The 20,928-nt window shown below is 45.1% G+C and carries 13 protein-coding genes; all 13 read right to left on the reverse strand.

Annotated features, from left to right (window positions below):
• Positions 1-13: 13 nt before the first annotated feature.
• On the reverse strand, positions 14-2,356 hold the full coding sequence (locus ASG89_RS00830) for an AraC family transcriptional regulator (RefSeq protein WP_057308406.1): 2,343 nt from the start codon (positions 2,354-2,356) through the stop codon (positions 14-16).
• A gap of 167 nt (positions 2,357-2,523) precedes the next feature.
• A complete protein-coding gene (locus ASG89_RS00835) occupies positions 2,524-4,137 on the reverse strand; it encodes an ABC transporter substrate-binding protein (RefSeq protein WP_057308407.1) in 1,614 nt (537 codons plus the stop codon).
• 51 nt (positions 4,138-4,188) lie between these two features.
• The gene (locus ASG89_RS00840) at positions 4,189-5,070 is read right to left on the reverse strand and encodes a carbohydrate ABC transporter permease (RefSeq protein WP_057308408.1); all 882 of its coding nucleotides are present in this window, start codon (positions 5,068-5,070) and stop codon (positions 4,189-4,191) included.
• A 16-nt stretch (positions 5,071-5,086) separates the two neighbouring features.
• The gene (locus ASG89_RS00845) at positions 5,087-6,067 is read right to left on the reverse strand and encodes an ABC transporter permease (protein WP_057308409.1); all 981 of its coding nucleotides are present in this window, start codon (positions 6,065-6,067) and stop codon (positions 5,087-5,089) included.
• A gap of 269 nt (positions 6,068-6,336) precedes the next feature.
• Entirely contained in the window at positions 6,337-6,603 is a 267-nt protein-coding gene (locus ASG89_RS37300) for a hypothetical protein (protein WP_057308410.1), read from the reverse strand.
• On the reverse strand, positions 6,590-6,772 hold the full coding sequence (locus tag ASG89_RS37070) for a hypothetical protein (RefSeq protein WP_057308411.1): 183 nt from the start codon (positions 6,770-6,772) through the stop codon (positions 6,590-6,592). The genes ASG89_RS37300 and ASG89_RS37070 overlap by 14 nt, the downstream gene beginning before the upstream one ends.
• A 338-nt stretch (positions 6,773-7,110) precedes the next feature.
• On the reverse strand, positions 7,111-13,209 hold the full coding sequence (locus tag ASG89_RS38395) for an OmpL47-type beta-barrel domain-containing protein (RefSeq protein WP_057308412.1): 6,099 nt from the start codon (positions 13,207-13,209) through the stop codon (positions 7,111-7,113).
• Between the two features lie 345 nt (positions 13,210-13,554).
• Positions 13,555-14,208, reverse strand: a complete 654-nt coding sequence (locus ASG89_RS00865) for a glycoside hydrolase family 88 protein (protein WP_414813227.1) — start codon at positions 14,206-14,208, stop codon at positions 13,555-13,557.
• Positions 14,096-14,404 carry a glycoside hydrolase family 88 protein gene (locus ASG89_RS38500; protein ID WP_414813228.1) on the reverse strand — a complete coding sequence of 103 codons (309 nt, stop codon included), beginning with the start codon at positions 14,402-14,404 and terminating at the stop codon, positions 14,096-14,098. Before ASG89_RS38500 ends, ASG89_RS00865 begins: the two co-directional genes overlap by 113 nt.
• A 69-nt stretch (positions 14,405-14,473) precedes the next feature.
• Complete coding sequence (locus ASG89_RS00870) at positions 14,474-16,114, reverse strand: extracellular solute-binding protein (RefSeq protein WP_057308413.1); 1,641 nt, start codon at positions 16,112-16,114, stop codon at positions 14,474-14,476.
• Between the two features lie 50 nt (positions 16,115-16,164).
• Entirely contained in the window at positions 16,165-17,064 is a 900-nt protein-coding gene (locus tag ASG89_RS00875) for a carbohydrate ABC transporter permease (RefSeq protein WP_057308414.1), read from the reverse strand.
• A 15-nt stretch (positions 17,065-17,079) separates the two neighbouring features.
• Positions 17,080-18,039: an ABC transporter permease gene (locus ASG89_RS00880; RefSeq protein ID WP_057308603.1), complete on the reverse strand. Its 960-nt coding sequence runs from the start codon at positions 18,037-18,039 to the stop codon at positions 17,080-17,082.
• A gap of 290 nt (positions 18,040-18,329) precedes the next feature.
• Positions 18,330-20,600 carry an AraC family transcriptional regulator gene (locus ASG89_RS00885; RefSeq protein ID WP_057308415.1) on the reverse strand — a complete coding sequence of 757 codons (2,271 nt, stop codon included), beginning with the start codon at positions 20,598-20,600 and terminating at the stop codon, positions 18,330-18,332.
• Positions 20,601-20,928 lie beyond the last annotated feature (328 nt).

Here is a 20,928-nt window from a genome sequence, read left to right on the forward strand (position 1 = left end):
ATTGATTGAGTCTTTACTCCATCAATAAGGTTTCGAGCTTATGTTCCCTACGGTAATGGTCAGGCGTCATGCCAACATGCTTTTTAAATAACACATAGAAATAGTTGGTATTCTCAAAACCCACATTTTCGCCAATCTTCCTTGCAGGGTCATCTGTTTTCACTAATAGCTCCTTTGCTTTCTCCAAGCGGAGTGCCGTTAGATATTCTGAAACAGAATGATTCATTTCCTCTTTGAATAGTCGTCTCATGTAATTGGTGGACAGACCCACGAATTGAGACATCTGATCAACCGAGAGATTATAATCCAAATAGTTTTCCTTCATGTACTCCACCATGGCGGCAACGGTTTTACTATTTTTCGATTTGGATTCCTGATCACGAAGTCTTATGATAATTTGACATAGATTCATGTACCAAGCTTCCATTTGTTCTAATGTATCAAGGTGCAATAATTCTTGCTGGCGAGTATGAATCTCCAAGCTATGATCCGACTGTTCTAAGCTTGACATACTCTTGGCTACGCGGATTGTCATAATAAGCAGCTGGATAAGGGAATGAATAATCACATCATAGGTGAATGCCATCATTTCAGCAAAAAATTCAGACGTATATTCCTTAAGGGCTTCCATATCTCCTGCTTTAAGACTGGTCATGATTTGCTTCTCCAACGCATCGGGATATTCATACTCTCTGAATTCCGCCCCTATCCGATCATCGAACGACAGGATGCTATTAGTTCCAAAGATTAAACGGTAAAGAACGGTTTGGTAAGCGCTATCCCTGGATTCACGCAGCTGTTCCATAGTGTGGGCAACGGGTCCAATCCCTATCGTAACGGTAAATTTCAATAAGCTTCTGATGTTTGTTTGTATGTCGGCAAATAGGCTTCTTAACACACTTATATGCGCTTCTGCATCCCCATTGCCAATATTGAATACGAAATCTAAAGAATCGTAGCCATTCTCAATAACTTCCAATTTAAAGGTATTGCCGACAATCTCTTGACTGATATTCTGAATGGCAAATTTGAATAGCGATAAATCAACCATATCATATTTTATCGAGATCTCATGGAACCCGTCGATCTTGAGCACACAAACTATAAAACGATCCCCTGCTGAACCGATCTGCAACTTCTCCATCGCTAACTTGACTTCCTGATTATTATTCACGGTGCCATTAAGAACCGATCTAAGAAGACTTTGTCTGCGCACGGGTACCGATTGATTGAAGTCAGTTTGCAAGGTCTCGACTTTATCTTCCAATAACGAGAAAGACTTGTTTATCAAATCATATTCGTTCAGGCTGACCTTTTCTTTCGTCTCTGTTGTTGTTTTTATCCTAATCAGAAGATGAGAGATCGGGAAATATATAATTCTTGTAAAGAAGACCGATGTAATCGTAATCAATAGAATACAAACCAAAGTTAGCGCAAGTATGAAGTTCTGCAACGTGTGAACTTTCCCTAACAGTTCATTTTTTTCCGAGAATACAACGAAATTCCAACCTAGATTATCAGACTTCACATAAGAAATGCGATATGATTTTCCTTGGATCGCTTCATCCATCTCTCCTCGCATACTGTTAGAACGAACAATCGTGGAAAGGATCTCTTGGGTTGACACATCATCATAAGACCACCCCCTTGGTTCAGAAATAATATGGCCTTGATAGTTGATGATCATCATTTTGTTCGGTCTTTCATCGTTTCCTTTCAAAATTAGCGATTGAAGCACCTTTTGATCCAAGTTCAAAACCATGCTGTTCTGTTCTTTGCTTGAATTAATCCTTGTATAGACGATCGAAATATAGTCCTGTTTGGTCATCTTATTCGCATCCGATGAAAAGGAAAGGGTCGCTGTTCGTGGAATAAACAATCCGTTCCTCGTCATATCCCCTTCTTTCAGAAAATCCGTCATGCCTTTATCAAAAAAATCATCAATCGTGCTAAATGCCTTGGCCGAATTGAAAACAATGCCAGCATGATAATTGTATACATAGATCGAAGACACTAATGGATTGGTGTTTTTAAATCCTCCTAATTGGCTGTTGATGTCGTAGATATCATTGGTACTAAATGTTGTCCCATTCAACGCTTTTGAGATATATTCATTATTCAGATAAAGCTGAGAATAATAGTTGTAGGTAAAAGTAAGTAAAATATCCGCCGTATTATAGGTTTGATTCATCATTCTTGATGAAGTTTCCACAATGTCCTCTGTCATATTTGACGAAACCCTTTTAAGCACCACATAAGAAAAGCAGCTAATAAATAAGAATCCGATCAACACATACGAAAGTATGATTTTAAACAACATATTTTTTTTCCGAAAAACAGTCATAACATTTTTCATGTTCACGCCACCCAACAGATGAATAGTTTTGTAATGTTATTATATCCTTAAACAACATCTTAGTGGAGTAAGATAGCTGTTTGAATATCAACAAACTGTTTAAATTCTGTTAAATGCCAATGAAAAATGCCTGCACAGACCTAAGTCTGCACAGGCATTGCCTTTATTTACTTCTTTTGAGCGAGGAAGGTATTGATTTGATTCTTCAATTCTTCCTTAATTTTATCTACACCTGAAGCCTTCAAATCCGCATTCATCTTCGACAAGTGTTCATTAACTTCGCCGAAGCCGGACAATAGAAACGGTAGATACTTCTGTATAACAGTGTTACATTTGGCAATCTCATTTTTTACAGGCTCTTGATCAAATGTAAATCCTGCCAAAACATTTTTCTTGTACGATTCCGGCTTGAATTGATAATCATAATATTTTTGGAGTTGATCTGACAATCCTGCAGGGATTCTGTTTAATGTCGGATTCCATGTCAATTGGTAACCTGGGAACATGTAATTTTTCGCTGGATCGACGCCATCCGGAAGCTTCCATTGATTCGTACCTACGGACTGCCAGTTTGTACCTTCAATCCCGTACGTAAACAAATCATTGTTCTCTTGCTTGGAGAAGATCCAATCCAGGAATTCCATTGTTCTGTCAATTTTTTTGGAAGTAGCAGGTATAGCAAGGAAATTCCACGCTTTGCCATCTGTCGATTGCTTTCCAGGTGCCAATTCTTGATTGTTTTTAAAGATTGGCCAGAAACCAAGTTCTGCATTTGGTACTTTTGCCTTAATTCCAGCTTCCGTACCCTTGAAATTACTCAATGTTACGAATCCAGCAGCGTTTTGTTTCCCTGTTCCAGTTGTAGCCGTCAGTGTGTCTGCCGGGATAAATTTGTTAAACCGTTTCGCTTGATTAAACTGGTTCATCAGATAATCCAGACCGTATTTGGGATTAATTTTAGCCCAATCCGATGCCGGATCTCCATAAGCCGCTATACCCGCTACAGATTTTCCATCTTCTGCGATTTGGGTATAAATATAATTCGCTTTAGGATTACCACCGCCCGTAAATGGGAATACCTTTCCTTCCAACTGTTGAGCATTGATATCAGTAAATAATTTAAAGAAAGCCATATTTCCATAATTCGCAAATGGTACCATGTCTTTTTCGTTTTGGCTTACTTTGTCAAGGTAGTTATATAAATCGTCATAACTGCTGATTTCCTTCATGCTGTACTTCGTTAACAAATCCTTTCTGTAATATACGCCTTCCATATCCATAAACGCGTTTGTAATTGGAATGACAAAGGTTTTGCCAAAGATCTTGTTGTCATTGATATATTCAGGTGAGAATGCCTTTTGAAGTCCTGGATATTGAGGATTGTTAAAGTATTTGCTCAAATCTGCTAATGCGCCGTCTTTCGCGTTTTTATCCTTATCCCATGGGACAAAGAGGTCGAAATCTTCTGCCGCTGTCAGCCATAATTGTTGCTTTGTGCCATAGTCCGCAGGCGGTGTCCATGTCAGATTCAATGTCGTATTCAATGTATCCTTCGTACGTTTCTCAAACTCTTTAATGGCGGGATCGACAGCGCGATAATGCGAGTTTTCAGCCCCGAACAGACGAACATTCAGCGTAACCGGATCCTTACTTTTTGCTGGTGAAGCACTTCCAGTAGTCGAAGCGCTTTCAGTCGGCTTACTATCTTCCTTGCTGCATCCAACGATTGAAGCAGCAAGCAGTGTTACAGCAAGCGGTATTACAAAAAACTTTTTTTTCATGTTTTTTCCTCCCTAATAATCATATATCTATACTAAACCGCTATAGCGGGTCTAGCCCTTAACTGCGCCAACCACTAAACCTTTAACAAAGTACTTTTGTAGAAAAGGATAAATGAAAATGATTGGACCTACAGTGACTACAGCAGTAGCCATTTTTGCCGTATTGGTTGGTACAACATAATTAAGCGAAACGCCAGGCAATTCATTCACTTGATTCGCAAAGTCCACTTCTCTCAATACCTTCATGATCAGATATTGCAGAGAGTACAGTTCTTTATCGTTAATGAAAAGAGTGGCTGTAAACCATTCGTTCCAGAAACCGAGCCCATAAAACAATCCGATCGTTGCCAGTGCAGGCTTAGATAACGGAAGGATGATTTTAAATAAAATATAGATGTCATTAGCTCCATCCATTTTGGCGGACTCAGCCAGTGAATCAGGGATTTGCTTGAAGAAATTTCTTAACAGAAACATATTAAATGGGTTAACCAGCACCGGCAGGATATACACTAAAATATTGTCTGTTAAGTTTAAATACTTTGTTATCAATAGATAAGTTGGTATTAAACCTCCGTTGAACAGCATCGTAAAATACACGAAAAAAGCAATCTTGTTTCTGTGAGTAAATGTTTTTACAGAAAGGGCATAGGCCATAGCACTCGTAAGGATAAGACAGAGCACCGTACCCACAACGGTGAAAATGATGGTTGTCTTGTAAGCATTAAAAATCGCATTATCCTGAAATATGACCTTGTAGGCAAATAGAGATATTTCTTTTGGAATTAGAACGAAGCCGGTCATCTGTACCGCTTTTTCGTCAGATATGGAGCTTGATAGAATGAGAATAAAAGGTAAAATACAAAATAAAGAAAATATCGTCATAAACAGATAAGAAACAATATCTATGCCTTTCCCCTCAAGGCTTTTATTCATATTTAACAATCCCTTCCTAGAAAATTGCAGAATCCTGATCATATTTCTTTGCGAGCCAATTCGTTATAAATACAATTACTAAGCCGACAAACGATTGATAAAGTCCAATCGCGGTGGACATGCTGATATCATTCATCTGCCTAAGCATTCTGAATACATAAGTGTCAATAACATCGGTCGTGTCATATAAGTTCGGGTTATCGCCTACGATGGCATAAATCATCCCTAAATCTCCGTGGAATATTCCGCCTATGCCGAATAAGGTCAAGAGTACCGCTGTTGTTCTGAGCTGCGGCAGCGTAATCTTGGTTATACACTGCAGGCGGCTGGCTCCATCCATTTTGGCGGCTTCATAAATTTCCTGGTCAATCCCTGCTATAGCCGCCAAATATACGACGGAGCCGAAACCTGCCGTTTTCCAAATTTTCAATATGATCAGTATCCCGGTCCATAATGCAGGATTGGAATAAAAATTGATTTCTTGCCCTTCTTTCAAATAACCAACTGCTTTTAAAACCGTATTCACTAATCCTACATCCGTAGATAATAGGGCAAAGACAAACATGGAAACCAATGTCCAAGATATAAAATTAGGCAGAATGACAATAGATTGTGTCACTTTCTTGAAATACTTGGAGCTGATTTCAGATAGAACAAGGGCAATAAAGATGGAAAAAAACAAACCAGTTACAAGAAATAAAACATTTAAATACACCGTGTTCCAGGTAACTGTCAGCCAATCTTTTGAAGTGAAGAAATACTCAAAATTTTTCAACCCAACAAATTTACTTTTGAAAATCCCTTTTACTACGTTGAAATTTTGAAAAGCTACAATGATGCCTACCATCGGCAGGTACTTAAAAATCACAAAATACAAAATACCCGGCAGTACTAATAAGTACAAATAAAAATTTTGACTGATATCTGATAGGAATGTCTTTTTTTTCTTTTTTATTACTCTGCTGTCCGATTTGGTATTACTCAAAGCTGTTTGCATGATTATCCTCCTTATTCTGACTTCCTTGATGAGTTAACCGAAATTTCGATATGCTGCGATCGAGTCAGCCTCTCAGTTAAGCTGATAGGACTACTATCGCAAACTTTCGGATCAAGGAATAGTTTAAGAAGCTACAAAATCAACGAATTTCAACCATTACTGCACTTCAAAAAGCTTCAAATTCAATAAATTTAGTGAAACTATCGTTATATGAACTATCTATGAGAGTAACCAACAAGAACTTGATCCCATAAAAAAAAGACCGCGGTTTAAGCGGACTTCATTAGGACTGTCTCATATTCACTGTTGTTGAAGAAATGCTCTACTTCTCTATTCCCTCTAGATAAGCCAAAACCGATTGTCACAATCAAAGATCTCTTATTCAATTTCAGCATCATCACCTTCTCTCCATTTGAAGTATCTTCCCACACTGAGAGAAAGAATAATGCATGTGCTTCTAAAGCAAAAAAATAGAACCTCACATCTTTCCAGCGCTTGTAGAACCAACGGCTTACGCTGTTTTCACCATAATCCACGATAAATCAGCGGCAACTCCACATTCTCATTGGATTGATCAAAGTGATCGAATCCTTCTCCCCTAACAACCTCGTGAATAACAATGATTTGATAGCTCATCCCAAGAACTTCTGGAAGCTCTGATAATATCATGATAATCGCCTTCCCTGTTTGCGCGATGCGGGACATTAGCTTATGAATTACTGATTGGCACCTACGTCAACGCCCCGTGTTGGTTCATCCAGGATAAGAATGTCTGAATTATTCAACAACCACGGTGCAAGCAATACTCTCGCTGGTTACCACCGCTCAGATTTATAATTAATTGATCTAGGCTTGGTGTTTTGATTCGGAAGAAGTGCTCCTGAAATTTTGCGGTCTTCTGTCAACAATCCGACGTGTTTGATCAATTTGTTGGATAAACAACCAACCACCGAGCTTTGAACGATTAATTCGGTGGTTGGCTGAATATATTCCTGGACTTCCAGTTTAAAGTGAGCACAATTATCAGGATTTTATTTGAGATATTACGATTTTAGAAAAGAAATCGCGTTTATGATAGATGCTGCGAAATGCATATCGATCTTTTTGCCTGATTGCGCATGAACGTAATTCTCAAGCATATTGAAATTATTCTTAGCCTGAGGCTTACTCAAGTGTGCTTGCAGGGTCTCGATCTTGTCTAACAAATTAGTGAAAGTGGCTGGGTCGAAAATCCAATTCTGTTGGTCCGCATAGCGCACAGCCTCATCTAAGTGATTCGCATCCATCTGGACTTTCAGCGAAAACGTTCCAATAGTTTCATTTCCTGCTGAATCAGCAGCCGTCACCTTCACGTTATGATCGCCAATCTCAAGAGAGAGTGGATTGAATGAATAAGGAAGACTAACTTGCGTGCCGTCAACCTCGAAAGACTTGCTAACAACTCCACTTAATGGATCGGAGATATCAAACGTCAGACTGCCGCCATCCGTCCAGAATACTTGCATGGAGCTGGTTTGCACGATCACTGGTCCTGTCGTATCGATATTCACTTTGGTTGTTTTTACGTCTTCTTGATTGCCCAAAGAGTCGACACTCCAATACGTAATCATATGCGAACCCTCATCTGACAAAGAAATCCTGGTGCCTTGCTGAGTCGGCTTCCCATCCACCGTGTAGAATGTACCGTCAACACCAGAACCACTGTCACTCACCGTAAGTGTGACTATTACAGGGTGATTCACCCATCCTGTCGGTGCATCATCCGTCGTTACAGGCGGAATTGCAGGTGCTGGCTGGTTCACTATGGCAAGGTGAGGCTGAGCTGGCTCCGTCATACCCACGCCAAGATAGAAGCTTGTGTGCGGCGGTTGGTTATACCCTGTATTTTGCCATGCTACCCCTAAACGGTAGATCCGATCATGCATCAGTGTACGCAACCGAGTTTCGGTCAATGTACTCGTTGTATAAATCCGCAGCTCAGAGCTGTCTGTGTTCCGCCATACGACTTCTTCACGCCAATCGCCAAACAGGTCGGCTTGCAGGTTCGGCGTTGATTTCGTGCTATTGTTGGACAGTGCGTCAGCCGCGTTAAATAAATTGTTGGTCACATGGTTCACATAATCCCATTTATCAATGCGATTGGCATCTAACAACTCACGATTCAAGTCACCATCCCACCAAATGCCGAAGTTCGTGGAGCTCGGAATCGTCGTCGAGATCAATTCGCCTTTGGCACTATAAAGGCCTGTGAGCGGAATATGCTGCGCATTCGTGATGGTTGCTGCCCATACTTCCTCACCCAAATAATTCGGATCAATGTCTGCCGACATACCGCGTCCAGTATCGATGCCTGTATGCACGCCCCACAGAATTTCACCCGTTTTCGCATCCCTGAAATCCATCCCATATGGGGAATCCGTATGCTCATGCACGTTGAAGAACTCCAACCCTGGTCTGGACGGATCCAGATCGCCTAGATGCTGAGCATCCCCGTGACCGAGGCCCGTATTGTAAAGCGGTGTGCCATCATCATCAATGGCCATCGCCCCGAATGTGATCTCATCCTTGCCATCGCCATCTACATCACCAATGGACAAGTTATGATCGCCCTGTGCGGTGTAAGCAGCACCAAGTCCTTCATCGTTCGTATCGAAACGCCACCTTTTCGTCAATGCACCATTCTTGTAATCGTAGGCCACAATCACAGTTCTTGTATAATAGCCACGGCTAAAAATCAAGCTTGGATGCTCACCGTCAAGGTAAGCTACACCAGCAAGGAAACGGTCCACACGGTTACCGTAAGCATCGCCCCAATCGGCCACGACTCCGCGAGGAGGATCATAATTGGTCGTCGTGATTGCTCTGCCAGTTAATCCATCGAAGACAGTCAGAAATTCAGGTCCTTCCAGTACATAACCTGAGCTGTTTCGGTGATCGGCCGATGCATCGCCAATGACAACACCTGTTCCGTCAATCGTGCCATCAGCTGTTTTGAGTGCGACTTCCGCTTTCCCATCGCCATCAAGATCAAATACCTGGAACTGTGTATAGTGCGCACCGGCGCGAATGTTTGGTCCAAGGTCGATACGCCATAGACGAGTGCCGTCCAGTTTGTAAGCATCGAGATACACGTTGCCTGTGTAACCAGCTTGTGAGTTATCGTGGGAGTTCGATGGATCCCATTTCACGATCAACTCGTACGTGCCATCGCCATCCACATCCCCGACACTAGTGTCGTTCGCGCTGTAGGTGTAGGCTTCTCCTGCTTTCGTGATGCCGCCCTCCGGAATCTGCATCGGAATAGACATATAATTGTGCTGCCATACGGTTGCTTCTTTCGACGCTGCTCTCTCTTTGCCGACGATCACGGTTTTCAACAGATAGACCGATGAATCTGTTCCCGCTTCATCAAGCAGATTCGTTGCCCCTGTGATCGGTGCTGCATTTACTTTGACTCCGTCACGATATAAATTGAAGGCAATATCAGACGCATCTGTGCCAAGCATTCTCCAACCAACATATACACCGTTGTCTTGCTTCACCGCCACAAGCGCGCGATCGAGATACTCGGCTTGACGGTTTAGTACGGTAACAGCTGGTGTCTCCAGCGTTTCGGATTGGTCCGATATACCACCTGCACTTACAGACGCTACCCTGTAAAAGTATGGAATGGTTGTTAGTACTGTAGTATCGATATAGCTAGCTTGATTGGATTTGCCAATCAACTCGAAGCTGCCGCCAGCTGACTCTGAACGGTAAATGTTATAGGTCTTGGCTCCCGTGACCGCATCCCATTGCATGGTGAGATCGTTCTTGTTCACTGCGCTTGCTTGCAGATGGACAGGTATTTCTGGGATTGGCACAGTTGGATCAATCATGGAAACGGCAATGGACCCTGATGGTCCTGTCTCCGCCCATGCCAAGTCCACGGTTGTCACTTGGTATTCGTAGTTCATGCCTACATCGACGGTGTTATCTATATAGGTATTCGTTGTTGCGCTGCCCAGCAGCTCGAACTTGGATGTTCCGGCCACTTTGCGATAGACGTTATACTTCGCAGCATCTTCGACGCCAATCCACGACAAGGTGATAGAAGGATTTGCTGGATCTACTTGTTTGCTCTCAACCTTCAGTACTGAAGGCGCCATAAGAATAGGCGTAATCTCCAACCCATTTACAATGCCAGTAGAACCGCCAAACTTGAAGTTCATTTGTCCATCACTCACGGAGACTTGTGGAATTATTTTCTCAACCACAGACTTATTGCCTGCTGTAACGGTTCCATAATCGGTCCCCTCGATGGCAACAGTCGTTCTTGCACTTCCCAGATAGTCGCCAACGTATAGCTTAACGGAGTATAGACCATTTGGAAGATCAACCATGAATTCCCAGCCAACATTGAAATAGCCGAGCCAATCGCGAAGCACATCTGTGCCCGTAGCACGATCACGGCCAATCATACCTGTAGGATTCTTAATGCCATAGCCTTTGTCTGCTGAATAAACAGTAGAAAGATTAACGCCAATATAGCCTTCTTGAACAGGTGATGTAGCCAAACCGAAGTCGTACTTGATCGTAGCATGTTTCGTTGTAATAACAATGACATCCGATTGCTCTGATTCGCCTTTGCCGTTAATCGCTGTCACAACGACATGGTAGGTTTGTCCTTCTGTCATACCTTGCGTCGTGATGGTAGGAATCGTCGAGGTCCCGACTAAGACGTAATCCGTTTCAGAAGCTAACTTTCTGTAAATTTTATAAATATCTGCACCCTCTACCGTATTCCATGTCAGCACAGCACCTGCATTGCTTATACTGCTTGCCACAACCCCTGTAGGCTTAGATGGAACAGCAGCCGGCGGTGCAATATCGGTGACATAAGCGGAGACCGGGATATTAAGATCTTTAATTCCGCCTGATAACAGACGCGCAATCTGAATGGCGCCATACTCTTGGAAATGCGTGTCATCTGCGTTGCCGGCAGGGAAGGCGGTATACGTTCCGGCCGGTACATGGAGGAAGACGGCAAGCGTCCCGATTGGACCGATCGTGTTATAGTACGCACGACTTAATGAACTGAGGTCCACCAATTTGACATCCATCTCTTGTGCTACTGCTTTCATCCCATCGACATACTCAGGGAAGCTGATATTGAATAGACCCGTTGTTGCGTTAAAGTCTCTTCGACCAACAGGTGTTACCAGAATCGGGATCGCTCCACGCTGTCTAGCCCCGTTGATATAAGTCTTCAGATAGTTTTTGAAATCCGCAGGGGAAGCATATCGTTCTGGAACTGAGATCGTCGCATCATTATGTCCGAATTGAATTAAGAAGTAGTCATTCGGTTTAATCGCTCGCAAAATGGTATCTAAGCGGCCTTCCGTGAGGAAGGTTTTGCTGCTTCGCCCACCGATGGACTGGTTGCTGAACGTAATGTCAGATGTAAAATAGTGGGAAATCATCTGTCCCCAACCGGCTTGAGGCTTCCAGTACGGATCATAAGTTTGCACGGTAGAATCGCCCGCAATATATACCGTAGGCGTTTCTCCAGCTGCGCGATCCGCCAGCTTTGAAATGACGAGTCCATTAATTTTTGGCGCAGACCCGGAGAAGAAAATGTTCAATTGACCATCCACGAGAGCAACTTCGAACGATTGCTCCAAATAGTCGCCAGCTGCTTTAGACGTGAGTGCAATTTTATTCGCTGTCATTCCTTCTACGGATACAGCAACTTCCGTTGCTGCACTAGCATCACCTGCGGTAACGGAAACCGCATAATCCCCATTGGGTAGATCCACGTTGAAGGACGTACCTGACGGTGACAAATAATCGGATTTCAGCGGATCTGCAGTACCGCTGTTAGCAGAGCCGACAAGCGATGGATCGGCGAAGCCGTATTTGAGCTGAGGGGAATACGCAACTGGAGCCGTAATCCCAAAGTAGCCGTCCGCTACGACGCCAGGGCCGAAGTCGATTTTCAACGGGAAGTCAGATGGAAGCGCATGAGGAACAACAAATACTGTACTTGCTGCCACATTAGAAGCCGCAGAAATACCTGCTGTGTTGGAAGCTTTCACCTGATAGTAATGCACAACTGATGTATCAGCTGTTGTGTCGGTGAAGGAAGTCGATGTAACCGTACCTATTTCAGTATAGGTTCCAGCAGCAGAATCCGAACGAAGTATGGTATACCCTGTTGCGCCCGCTGAAGCTGTCCATTGCAGGGATACTTGACCTGCAGTGACACCGCTTACCATTACATTCGATGGAGGAGCTGGAAGGATGACGGTTTGTACCACATCCGCTGTCACAGATGCACTAGCTGTGGATTCAAGGCCTCCTGCGTTTATAGCTGTAACTTGATAGGAATATGTATTTCCTGCCGATACGGCTGTATCAGTGAAAGAATTCGTTGGCACCTGTGAGATCAAATCATAGCTTGTCGCGCTATTCGTCGCACGGTACATATTGTAATAGACGGCATCCGTGACACTGTTCCAAGCTAGTGATACGGATGCTGCACCAGCAATCGGATTGATATTAGTCACTGCGAGAGCTGTAGGAATCGAGGGAGCTGTAGCTAACACCTGCTCAATGATTAGACCATTCAAATACCCCGCCCCTGTACCGCTGTAACCGGTTGTGATACCTACGGTTAACTGACCATCCGTGACAGTTGTGCTATACGTTGCTTGCGCAATTGCAGTCTTCGTTGAAATCGTCCCTTTCGCCACACCTTCCAGGGAAACGGATGTTTTCGTTGTTGATGTACCCGCAAGCAGATCACCTGAATAAATGGTCACATTATAATTCCCATTCGGTACATCTGCTAGGAACGTGAACGGTGTTCCCAGAATGAAATCGTTCGTCAGGTCCGTTCCACCTGAACGGTTCCTTGAGGCGCCTGTTGGCAATGCCGTTTCAAGCCCGTAGCCTCTCGCCTGCGTATAAGTCATTTGATCATGAACTTGATTATACCCCGCCAAGACTGGACTGCTTACTGGACCAAAATCAAATTTACCTACATAAGCATCTGCAGCATGTGCCGTTGGTTGAGCGTTTGGCAGTACTTGGATAGCAGTGCTTGAAATCATAAGACCACATAATAGCATAGCTGCTATTCGACTTGCTTGCTTTTTCATTAGACAAAGTCCTCGCTCTCTATGTGGTTTTCATTCTACCTAGATGCTCGTTCTCGTTGCGTCAACTCACACCTCCCCTTCATTGGGAATGTTTACCTTCCCACATCATAATGGGTTTTCTTTGTTATTCACATGTAAAAAGTCGATCTATTTGTTAAAAAAACAGTCTTTTTGATTGCGCTTACAATTCAACTATTTTCGAGTATTCACATGAATTCACGAGATACATAGATATAAAGTCCTATTTATATTCGTTTTTTACACTTTTTTTGTCGAAAATCAATGAATTTCACCAAATATAAGAAATACAACCCCAATCGTAGCTATCTAGGGGATCGCTTACATTCAATCCCGAACGGATCCGGCTTCTTCTTCCGTTTTGGCCGTCTCGATGACCGCTGCGAGGAAAGCGAGCGTGAGCCCTTGTCCCCAGCCTTGCGCCCATTTACGGTCAATGCGGAGGTACCCTTCGATATCGTTCATGACGGCCGTCCCGCCGGATACGTTCGCGACCCGCCCGTTTTCGGTGATATTACCCAGTATGCCGTCTAATGCCTTCCGAACGTACTTCGCATGCAGCGGATTGCCTTGCATCACCATCGCGGCGGCGATGCCCGCCGTCGCCGACACTTCGCCATAAGCAACCGGGTAATCGAGCACTGTGCCCCAGAGGCCGTCTTCCTTCTGCAGCTTTTTGATTGCTGCAAGCTGGTCGCGCAATGAACTCCAGATATGCATCATTGGGGGATACAGATAGCCTTCCGGCACCAACCTTGCCGCACGGGACATCGTATAGGCCGCCCAAGCATTGGCGCGCGCCCAATGAATCCCGGACATGTGATCCATGTTGATATGGTTATAGCCGTGGTACCATAGCCCTTTTTCCTCATCCTGCAAATAGTTGATATGCCAGAAGAACTGATGCAGTGCATCGTCGATCCATCGCTTCTCCTTCAGCTTGACACCGACGCGTAACCGTCCAACCTGGAATTCCAGCATCGATATACTCGTCGCACCACACCGCCATCCGTTCCAGATAGGCGCGTTCGCCCGTCACTTCGAACAGACGGCTGACGCCATAGAACGCAACGCCGCCCGGCCAATCCCACGTCAGATCCATCCCGAAAGTATAGTCCGCCACACGACCGGCAATCTGTCGCAAGTCGTTCGCTGTTGTATCAAATTTCAGTTTCATGTTGCCCTCCATAAATTAGAGCCCCCGCTTACGACAAGGGCTCTGGAAATTTAGACTCGGTTATCGTGATTACCGGAATTGACCCGCATCGATTGCTTTTTTCTTCTCATCCAGAATCTCTTGGTAGCCTGCCTGGAGGAACTTCTTCTTAGCATCTGCATACAGCTTGTCAAACTGATCCTGAGGAGACATAACAACCTTCAAGTAGAGCTCCTGGAAGAGGGCGTTCAGGTCCGCTTTATGCTCGGTTACATTCTTGAGTACAACGGAGAACAAAGCATCCGGCGTACGGTATTCTGCGGTAGCGTTCCAATTTTTCATCAGCTGTTCGGTCAATTGCTCCTGTCCGGGAACCGTCCAATTGCGCAGGTTCGCCTTGGTTGTCAATTCCGGAGTGGAGAATTCCGCGATTTCGGTCACAAGCGCCCAGTAATCCTTATTGTTGTTGTTGGAAAGCTTCGATTCGCCTTTGAAATCCGCAACTTTCTTCGGCAGACCATCGGCATCGAGGGTATAGTTCTGACCTTCGACCCCATTCTGCAGGAAGAACAAGTTCTTCGGCTGGCTCATCCACTCAAGATACAACCAAACGGCAACTCGTTCTTGTTCGGTTGATTTGTGGTTAATTCCCATGATGAACCCAAACGGCCAGTCGGCGCGTCCCTGCGGCTTGCGACCTTGAGGTACGCCGGCCTCCGGAGGGATGACGGCAAATTGGGCTTTTGGATTGTTCTTCAACGTAGCGGCGAATAGGTCAGTATTGCTGGCAAGATAAAGTCCATATGTTCCGGTCCTGCCCGCCACAAACTCGGATTTGATCTTGTTGTCGTCGTCGCGTAAATAAAACTCCTTGTCAATCAAACCGTTGTTATATTGATAGTTTAAGTTCTTCAGCCAGCGCTCCGTATCAGCGGTCGTGAAATCCGCAACGGCAAGATCGGAATAAAGCGCGCGGTACTTCGGATCAATCGGCCAATCACGGAAGGCATAGCTGTAATTGAATACGTTCCGGGTTAAGGATCCACCTGATACGCCGAGTCCCGCTGCCTTCCATTTCATGAGCATCTCGTTGTATTTCTCTAGGGACGTCAAATCCTCCACTTTCATGCCGACCTTTTCGACCCAGTCTTTCCTGATGAGGCTCACAAAGTTGTTATAGTTAGGACGCTTAGCGAAGAGGAACATATTCTTCTTGTCCACTACACCATATTGTTCAATCGTTGTGCTCGTGTTCTTCCAGTAGGTCGGTGCATACTTTGCAACCTCGTCCATTTTGAGCGGCTGCAAGACCTCTTCGGAGTAGTAAGTAAGCGCCTGAGGCATGTCATAATGGAAGATTATGTCCGGTGCCTTGCCGGCTGACAGCAGCTGCTCGAAATCCCTCACTTCGTTACTGCGCGAGATCGGCACGAAATTGACTTTGACATTGTGTTTCTCGCCAAATTCCTTCTGGATCCATCGTGTGTAGTAGTTGTCGGCAACATTCCAACCCTCGAACGCACGATCATACACCGGAATATCGAGGGTGACCGTCTGTGCGAAACGATTCGAAGAATCAAGCAAGCTGGTGCTTGCGCTCGCGCTTGGATTAGCCGAGGTGGTCGCGGATGGAGATGCATTGTTCCCGCTGCCGTTATCATTGCAGCCCGCCAAAAGACTGGTACTTATCACGGAGGCCAAAATCACAGGGACCCATTTCTTAATACTCATCGAATTTCCCCCAATATTAAATTAGTTACTATTCAAATGCCGCTTTAAGGTTATTCCTTAACGGCTCCAAGCATCGTTCCCCGAACAAAATACTTCTGAATAAACGGATAGACGCAGACGATCGGCAATGTTGCGAATACAACGACCGAAGCCTTGAGCACCTCCGGATTGCTAAGCTCCACTTGGGTGCTCTCCAGCTGAAAGCTTTCGGTCGCCTGGATAACCAGATAATAGAGTTTCAACTGTAACGGCCGCAGGTCGGTATTCTGTTTAATGTAGAACAGAGCATCTTGATAAGCATTCCAGCGACCTACCGCATAAAAGAGTGATAACGTTGCCAAAATCGGCTTGCAGAGCGGGAGGACGATATTCAATAAAATTCGGAAGTGTCCGGCTCCGTCAATCCTTGCCGATTCCTCCAAGCTGACCGGAATACTACTCGAGATGGAGCTCCTCAAAATCAGCAGATTGAATGCGCTGAACGAAAGCGGCAGTATGAGTGACCATATGCTGTCCAACATTCCCAGGCTGTTCATTAGCATGTAGTCGGGAATAATCCCGCCATGGAAGTACATGGTGAACACAAAGATAAAAGTCAACAGCGTACGGCCTTTCAGCTGCTTGCGTGATAACGGATAGGCCGCGCAAATCGTAACGATCATCCCCAGAATCGTGAACAGCACAGTAACGAGGACGGAAACGTAAAGGGATCTTAGGATACTGTCGTCAGCAAAGATTTTCTCGTAGGCCTGGGCAGTGAAGCCTTCAGGCCAGAGATACACCTTGTTAGCGATTACAAACGCGTCATCGCTAAAGGATTTGGCGACGACATGTATGAACGGCAGCGTGCACGCAAGGGAGGCAACAATCAATACCAGGTGGATCATCACATCCCAAATGTCAAAGCGAAATCTACGTTTTACGGCATTCGTACCAGCAGATGATTTCATGGGTTCGCATCCTCTCTAAATCAATCCGTCTTCGCCCAGTTTCTTCGCGATCCGGTCGGCGACCAAGACGAGGACGAGCCCGATGATCGATTGAAATAAACCTAATGCGGTCGCACGGCTGAAGTTGCCGCTTTCAATCCCCCAGCGGTACACCAGAACCGGTATGGTCGTGGTGAACTCAGTAGTCGCCTTATTCTGTAGGGCCATAATCCGCTCGAAGGAGCCACCCATTACACCGCCCAAGCTCAAGATCAGCAAAGTCACGATCGTCATCCGGATCGAGGGTAAGGTAACGTTCCACATTTTACGCCATCGGCCCGCACCGTCAACGATAGCCGCTTCATACATCTCTGGATTTATGCCACTGATAGCCGCAAGGTAGATGATCGACCCCCAACCCATACTCTGCCACACTCCGATGGCCAAATAACTGATCACCCAATTGTTATCCTCCTGTAGAAACGGGATCCTGATGCCTCCCAGCTTCTCGATGAGATTATTCACCATGCCGTTGCCTTCGCTTAAGAGCTGATAGGCGATGGCACCGATAATCACCCAGGATAGGAAATGGGGCAGATAGAGCAGCGTTTGATTCATGCGTTTGAACATAAGGTTTTTGACCTCATTGAGAATAAGTGCGAGCACAATCGGCATCGTAAAGCTGAACAAAAGGTCCAGGATATTCAATATCAGCGTATTCCGAATCGCTCGGCCAAAGTCGGGTTTGGCGAAAATCTCTTTAAATACTTCAAATCCTACCCATTCACTGCCCCAGAAGCCCCTCGCGATTTTATAGTCTTTGAAAGCGATCGTGAGTCCGAACATGGAGGAATACTTAAAGGTCAGTACCATTACTAAAGGAAGAAGCAGCAGCAAGTAGAGCTGCCAATCCCTGCGCAGATAGTGATATCTCCCCCATTTGTACTTCTTGGACAACGATAAAGCGGTTACATTTTTGGTATCAGAAGTTGCCATTGATTTCACAGTCTCACCTCCTCAGTACTTGGGGTCTCCGGTTGATTTACCTCATCGGTTCGTTCCGGATCGGTCTCATCATACCGTTCAGTTTGCTGATCGGTAAATCATGAGTATTGATTCAACCCGTCATTTTTGATTAATGTGCAGCAAAATCGCTATCCTGGGACTTTCTAATGATCAATTCTGATAGGTAGGAGCAAAAGTTAAGCTGCCTTTGTCGGCCATAAGGACCGAAAAGACAGCTCGATGCCCCCGTGCTTTACGGACGGAGTGTCGTTCATTTTTATTCAGGATGTCCGTAACTTCGCCGCCTTGTAACTGCTCGGAGGCATCCCTTCGAATTTACGGAAAAACCGATTGAAACTTTGTACATTATAATAACCAACCTCGAGTGCAATCTGCGTGATAGTCAACCTGGAATCGACGAGTAGCTGCTTCGCCTTCTCGATTCTCAGCTGGTTGAGATAATCAATCGTACTCATGCCTGTCATCTCGTACACGATCTTGCGCATGTAAGAGTAGCTGATGCCGATTTCCTTCGCCATGTCCTCAAAGACGATTTCTTCGCGATAGTGTTCGTTTATATAGCTAATGATGCGCTCACCGTAGTTGTTGGTCTCGCCTGGTGAACGCGCCAGGTGCTGCACGATTTCCCCGTAGAAAACGCGAAAATAATCTTCCAGGTCGTCAAGCGTATCGATGGATGCGAGGGTCGCGTAAATATTGCCTCTTCCCGCGAAAATCCGCGCCGTGTTTACATAGTTCTCTCTAAGGTGCTTGATAGTCACGCCTACTAATTGATGGTAAATAAATAAGATATTATCGTAGGAAATGTATTCTGCGGAACGGATTTCGCCGCTTATGATTTCCAGTTCTTTGATGATGCTGTCGAGTTGACCATGGTTCAAGTAGTTTAGAATTCGTCTTTCGCTGTTGGCAGGATAAATATATCTCTTGTCGCGCCCCTCTTGCTCCTTCCAATAGATGATTCCACCACTGCCTGCGATCATGCGGTGCTTTACTCCCTCCATCGCTTCGATCACCCGTTCCCCGACGTTGTCACTCGACTCTGTCGGACTACTTACACCTATCGTGACAGAGTGTACCAAGAGCTCCTCCGCTTTATCACGAATATCGCTGATTGCGACGTCAATGCCAGCACCTTCCCTTTCAAATTCCAGCAGCCCGTAGTTAATCACAATAGCGAAGCAGCCGTCTCCTTGATATACGCATCGTGTATGCACCCCATTCGGAAACATGCTGTCGCATTGGGAGATCAGCAGCTGACGATGCGTGCTGCGCATCTCCGGATTGTTCCTGCTCACATACTTCCTGTATCGATCAATCGAGATGACGGCAACAATAAAATAACGTGCCGGAAACATGACGGCGGCCGGCGGGGTCAGTTCGCCCCGCAGCAGATTATGAACCGCAAAACTGCTTGCATCCTTTTCACGGACATGGAGCAGCCCATGGAGCGCATCTTCTTCCTCCTGCATTCGCCGGAACGCCGCATCCAGATAAGCGAGCTCGTTCCTGCCTTTTACACCCAAATGACCGCGCTTGCGTAATGTCCGGACCAATTCCCTGGCCGGCTTAGATAACCATGTCGCGAAAATGACGGTCAGAATGGTCCCTGCGAAAATAATGCCCGCTGTAAGGAAAATGATATTTTTCTGTAAGGTATGTGCCTTGGTCATCAGTTCATTGATCGAGTAAATCTTCACGTAAATCCATCCGAACTGCTTCGACCGAGACCACGTGTAGAGCAACCTTTCTTTGTCATGCTCGCGTAATACATATCCCTCCGCTTTATCCTGCGCTAAGATCTCACGAATAACGGTCTCCTCACTGCCGTTCTTAAACAGCATGCTCTTGTCATAGTGAGAGATAATGGTTCCCTTTGAATTCATGAGCATGTATCTTTGCTCACCGCTACTTGATGAGCGGATTTCATTCTCCATTTGGGTTTCACGCAAATTCACGACAATCGTACCGCGCATGGTAGTTGAGAGCCGGTTGAGAGGCAGCACATAGGAGATAACGTCCACACCCGAATCAAGCTTACGCGGATACCAGACCCCACTGATTCCTTCCCGCTCGGCAAGGGCTTCCTTCATCCAATCGAAGTCCTCGTACCGCTCCAACTTCGTGATGCCTTTATCTGTCGACACGACATAGTCCGAATCGCTCACGTAAAAGAAGGAGGAATAAACTCCGTCGCCGATCCGGTTAAGACTCATCAGATCTTGCTGTACGGATAATGCGTTAAAGACATTTTCGTAATTCGAATTGATTTCCTCAAAGGTTTTGTAAGGGCGGATCTTGTCAAAGAAGTGGGTCCCGGCAAGACGTATCGTGTTCTGGGCCAAGATGTCGAGCGTATTCTCGTTCAGATTGCGGTTAGCATTCAATCCGGCGAGAGCAGATTCTGCAATGGCATGCTCCGAATTTCCTAAAATCTGTGCACCGCTGTACCATGTTAACGTCGCTGTTGGAATGGCCATAACGCAGAACAGAATTAATGCTAATTGAAGCATCATCGGAAACCGCTTCATAGCGCCCCTCCTCATTTAGTGTCTAGTAGAATGAGCATCGATATCCCTAACTAACGAATCACCCAAATTAATCTCCGAGCTTTCTTCTTAATTAAGTACATAAAATAATACATATTCTACCACAAATAACTACCTGTTACTTCAACATTAAAAAGGAACAGTTACCCGCCGCGGCGATCTGCTCCCTGTTTATTTCACTATCGTTTCCCGTTATACAAGGGTGCTCCTTTTCTACCTATGTCTGTTCATTTTCCCTATCTACACTAAAGAGGGTGTCCTTCGCCATTTTCATAGCTCGGGACCCCCTCTTTAAATAAACCTCTTTTTT

It is taken from the genome of Paenibacillus sp. Soil766, assembly GCF_001428105.1.
Lineage (GTDB): Bacteria > Bacillota > Bacilli > Paenibacillales > NBRC-103111 > Paenibacillus_E.